At 72.3% G+C, this 5,591-nt stretch carries 2 protein-coding genes; both read left to right on the top strand.

The genetic code is table 11. The features are described from left to right. Positions 1 to 897, top strand: an 897-nt coding sequence (locus tag ACFVVX_RS37790) for a phosphopantetheine-binding protein (protein ID WP_387952691.1), incomplete at its 5' end; no start/stop codon positions are given. An 11-nt stretch (positions 898 to 908) separates the two neighbouring features. Then, on the top strand, positions 909 to 5,591 hold a 4,683-nt coding region (locus tag ACFVVX_RS37785; RefSeq protein ID WP_387952689.1), incomplete at its 3' end, for an amino acid adenylation domain-containing protein.

The following is a 5,591-nucleotide window of genomic DNA, read 5'->3' as shown; positions in this document are numbered from 1 at the left end:
GAGACCACCGTCTGCGCCACCACCACCAACGCCCTCACCCCCACCGCCGGCACCCCCCACATCGGCACCCCCATCCCCAACACCCGCGTCCACGTGCTCGACGACAAGCTGAAGCTCGTCCCCCCAGGCACCGCAGGCGAGTTGTACGTGGCGGGTGCGGGTCTGGCCCGCGGCTACCTGGGCCGCCCGGGCCTGTCCGCCGAACGCTTCACCGCCAACCCCTACGGCCAGCCCGGCGAACGCATGTACCGCACCGGCGACCTCGTACGCTGGCGCGCCGACGGCACCCTCGACTACCTCGGCCGCACCGACCACCAGGTCAAGATCCGCGGCTTCCGCATCGAACTCGGCGAGGTCGAGGCCGCGCTGACCGCGCACCCCGCCGTCGCCCAAGCCACCGTCATCGCCCGCGAGGACAACCCCGGCGACAAGCGCCTCGTCGGCTACGTCGTCCCCGCCTCGCCGGAGGCCGTGGACACCGAGCAGCTGCGCAAGCACCTCGCCTCGGAACTCCCCGACTACATGGTCCCCAGCGCCATCGTCCAGCTGGAGGCCCTGCCCCTCACCGCCAACGGCAAGCTCGACCGCAATGCTCTGCCCGCACCCACCCGCACGACCAGCGCGTCCGGGCGGAGCCCCCGAAACGCACAGGAAGAACTCCTCTGCGGTGTGTTCGCCGAAGTCCTCGGCGTCACCTCCGTGACCATCGACGACAACTTCTTCGACCTGGGCGGCCACTCCCTCGACGCGACCCGCCTCATCAGCCGGATCCGTTCCGCGCTCGGGGCCGAGGTGGCCATCCGCGCCCTGTTCGAGACACCCACCGTCGCCGGCCTCGCCACACGACTCGAAACCCAAAAGAAGGCCAGGCCGGCTCTGCGGCCGCGGCGTAGGTAGGAGGAGTTCTGATGATCCCGTTGTCCTTTGCCCAGCAGCGCCTGTGGTTCCTCAGCGAGCTTGAGGGCCCCAGCGCCACGTACAACATCCCCACCGCACTGCGCCTCACCGGCTCCCTGGACCGGGAGGCCCTGCGGGCCGCGCTGCACGACGTCATCGAGCGGCACGAAGTCCTGCGCACCGTCTTTTCGAGCACCGCCGACGGGCAGCCCCACCAGGACATCCTCGAACCGGCGGCGGTCACCCTCGACCTGCCCGTCACCGAGGTGGCCGAGGCCGACCTGGAGCAGGCCCTGGCCGACGCGGCCGGCCACACCTTCGACCTCTCCGGGGACATCCCGCTGCGCGCGGAGCTGTTCACCACCGGGCCGCAGCAGCAGGTCCTGCTGCTGATCGTCCACCACATCGCCGGTGACGGCTGGTCGATGGGCCCGCTGGCGCGGGACGTGTCCGAGGCCTACGCCGCCCGGCTCGCCGGCCACGCCCCCACCTGGGAGCCGCTGCCGGTGCAGTACGCCGACTACACCCTGTGGCAGCAGGACCTCCTCGGCGAGGACACCGATCCCGAGAGCGTCCTGTCCGAGCAGCTCGCCCACTGGCGGGAGGCGCTGGCCGGCCTGCCCGAGGAGCTCCGGCTGCCCACCGACCGGCCGCGGCCGGCCGTCGCCAGCCACCGGGGCGCGACCTACGACCTGGACATCCCCGCCGAGCTGCACCAGCAGCTCGCCGACCTCGCCCGCTCACGCGGCGTGACCATGTTCATGGTCCTCCAGGCAGCCCTGGCGACCCTGCTCTCCCGTCTGGGTGCGGGCACCGACATCCCCGTCGGCACCCCCATCGCCGGTCGCACCGACGAAGCCCTCGAGGACCTGGTCGGCTTCTTCATCAACACCCTGGTCATGCGCACCGACCTGGACGGGGACCCGACGTTCGGCGAGCTCCTCGCCCGTGTCCAGGACAGCGGCCTCGGTGCCTTCTCGAACCAGGACATCCCGTTCGAGCGCCTCGTCGAGGACCTCGCCCCCACCCGCTCCATGGCCCGGCACCCGCTGTTCCAGGTCATGCTCACCCTGCAGAACAACACCACCGCCGCCCTCGAACTCCCGGGCCTGGCAACCGAACTGCTCCCCGCCGGGCAGGCCCCGGCCAAGTTCGACCTGGACTTCCAGTTCGGTGAGCACTTCGACGGGCAGGGCCGGCCCGCCGGCCTCCAGAGCGCGATCACCTTCGCCGTCGACCTCTTCGACCACGCGACGATCGAGGCCGTCGCGCAGCGTTTCGTCCGGGTGCTGGAGGCCGTCGCCGCCGACCCCGAGCTGCCCGTCGGCCACCTCCAGATCCTGGACGCGGCCGAGCGCCGACAGCTGCTGACCGAGTGGAACGACACCGCCCGGGACGTACCGGCCACCACCCTGCCGGAGCTGTTCCAGGCCCAGGCCGCCCGCACCCCCGACGCCACCGCCCTCGTCCACCAGGGCACCGAGTCGACCTACGCGGAGCTGAACGAGCGCGCCAACCGCCTCGCCCACCTGCTGACCGAGCACGGCGTCGGCCCGGAGACCCTGGTCGGCGTCCTCATGGAACGCTCCACCGAGCTGGTCGTCTCCCTGCTGGCGATCCTCAAGGCCGGCGGCGCCTACCTGCCGATCGACCCCAACTACCCCGCCGACCGCATCACCTACATGCTCGACGACGCCCGACCCGCCCTGGTCATCACCGACCGGTCCGCGCAGTCGACGCTCCCTGAGGCCGAGGCCACCGCCCGGATCGTCCTCGACGACCCCGACACCCTCGCGCGCCTCGCCGACCTCGCCGCCGACAACCCCGCGCCGGGCCTGCTGCCCAGCCACCCCGCGTACGTCATCTACACCTCAGGCTCCACCGGCCGGCCCAAGGGCGTCACCGTCCCCCACCAGGCGATCGGCCGACTGGTGTGGGAGACCAACTACGTCGACCTGGGTGCCGGCGACGTCATCGGCCAGTTGGCCTCGGTGTCGTTCGACGCGGCGACCTTCGAGATCTGGGGCGCCCTGCTCAACGGCGCCGCCCTGGCGATCGCCCCGCCGAAGGGGCTGTCCGTCTTCGAGCTGCGCGAGTTCCTGGCCTCACACCGCGTGACCGCTCTCTGGCTGACGGCGGGGCTCTTCCACGAAGTGGTGGAGTCGGACGTCGAGGCGCTCCAGGGGCTCCGCTACCTGCTGGCCGGGGGCGACGTCCTCTCGGTGTCCCAGTGCAGGACCGTACTGGAGCGCCTGCCCCACGTCCGGCTGCTCAACGGGTACGGGCCGACGGAGAACACCACCTTCACCACCACCCACGCGATTCGGACCGCCGACCTCGACCGCGGGGCCGGCGTGCCGATCGGCGGCCCGATCTCCGCGACCCGCCTCTACGTCCTCGACAGCGGGCTGCAGCTGGTCCCGCCCGGCGCCGTGGGCGAGCTGTACGCGGCGGGTGAGGGTCTGGCGCGCGGCTACCTCAACCGCCCGGGCCTGTCCGCCGAGCGCTTCGTCGCCAACCCCTTCGGCACTCCCGGCGAGCGGATGTACCGCACCGGCGACCTGGTGCGCTGGCGCGCCGACGGCAGCCTGGAGTTCGCCGGCCGTGCCGACGACCAGGTCAAGATCCGCGGCTTCCGCATCGAACTCGGCGAGGTCGAGTCCGCGCTGGCCGCGCACCCGGCCGCCGCCCAGGCCGCCGTCGTCGTCCGCGAGGACACCCCCGGTGACAAGCGCCTGATCGGCTATGTCGTCCCGGCCACCGGCGGCGACGACCACGCGGCGCTCACCGCCACCATCCGGGCCGACCTCCAGCAGCAGCTGCCGGAGTACCTGGTCCCCAGCGCGATCGTGGTGCTGGAGGCCCTGCCGCTGACGGCCAACGGCAAGCTCGACCGGAACGCTCTGCCCGCGCCGGACTACGCGGCCGACACCTCCGGCCGCGAACCGCGCACCGAGCAGGAAGCCGCCCTCTGCACCGTCTTCGCCGAGGTCCTCGGCATCACCACGGTCAGCATCGACGACAGCTTCTTCGAGCTGGGCGGCCACTCCCTGCTGGCGACGCGGCTGGTCAGCCGGATCCGTGCGGTGCTGGGTGTCGAGGTCGGCATCCGCTCCCTGTTCGAGGCGCCGACCGTCGCCGGTCTGGCCGCCCGTCTGGGCGGGGCCGGTACGACCCGGCTCGCGCTGACCGCGGGCGAGCGCCCGGACGCGGTGCCGCTGTCCGCCGCCCAGCGACGGCTGTGGTTCCTCGGCGAACTCGAAGGCCCCAGCGCCACCTACAACATCCCGGCGGCCCTGCGGCTCAGCGGCGCCCTGGACCGTGAGGCCCTGCGGGCCGCGCTCGGCGACGTCATCGGGCGCCACGAAGTCCTGCGCACCGTCTACCCGACCCACAACGGGCAGCCCCACCAGCACATCCTCGACCCGGCGGCGGTCGTCCTCGACCTGCCCGTCACCGAGGTGGCCGAGGCCGACCTGGAGCAGGCCCTCGCCGACGCGGCGAGCCACACCTTCAGCCTCTCCCGTGACATCCCGCTGCGCGCGGAGCTGTTCACCACCGGACCGCAGGAGCAGGTCCTGCTGCTGATCGTCCACCACATCGCGGGTGACGGCTGGTCGATGGGCCCGCTGGCCCGGGACCTGTCCGAGGCCTACGCGGCCCGACTCGACGGCAACGCGCCGGTGTGGCAGCCGCTGCCGGTGCAGTACGCCGACTACACCCTGTGGCAGCAGAAGCTCCTCGGGGACGACACCGACCCGCAGAGCGTCCTGTCCCAGCAGCTCGCCCACTGGCGCGACGCCCTGGCCGGCCTGCCGGAAGAGCTCCAGCTGCCCACCGACCGGCCCCGCCCGGCCATCGCCACCCACCACGGCACCACCCTGCCCGTCGAGGTGCCCGCCGACCTGCACCAGCAGCTCGCCGACCTCGCCCGGTCGCGCGGCGTCACCCTGTTCATGGTCCTCCAGGCCGGGCTCGCGACCCTGCTCTCCCGTCTGGGTGCGGGCACCGACATTCCCGTCGGCACCCCCATCGCGGGCCGCACCGACGAAGCCCTCGACGACCTGGTCGGGTTCTTCGTCAACACCCTGGTCATGCGCACCGACGTCTCAGGCGACCCGACCTTCGGCGAGCTCCTCGGCCGCGTCCAGGACACCGGCCTCGGCGCCTTCGCCAACCAGGACATCCCGTTCGAGCGCCTCGTAGAGGACCTCGCCCCCACCCGCTCCATGGCCCGGCACCCGCTGTTCCAGGTCATGCTCAGCCTCCAGAACAACACCGAGGCCGCCCTCGAACTCCCGGGCCTCACCGCCACCGCACTGACCACCGGCGAGCTCCCCGCGAAGTTCGACCTGGACTTCCAGTTCGGCGAGCTCTTCGACGGACAGGGCCGGCCCGCCGGCCTCCAGGGAGCCATCACCTTCGCCGTCGACCTCTTCGACGAGACGACCACCGAGGCGATCGCGCAGCGTTTCGTGCGGGTTCTGCAGGCCGCTGTCGCCGACCCCGAGCTGCCGGTCAGCCGGATCGAGATCCTGGACCCGGCCGAGCGCGAGCTGATCCTCACCGGCTGGAACGACACCGACCGGGACCTGCCCGCCACCACCCTGCCCGAGCTCTTCCACGCCCAGGCCGCCCGCACCCCCGACGCCACCGCCCTCGTCTTCGCCGACACCGAACTCACCTACGCGGAA

Origin of the sequence: Kitasatospora sp. NPDC058170 (assembly GCF_042883905.1) — a bacterium.
Lineage (GTDB): Bacteria > Actinomycetota > Actinomycetes > Streptomycetales > Streptomycetaceae > Kitasatospora.
This window is presented reverse-complemented; position numbering and strand designations above follow the sequence as displayed.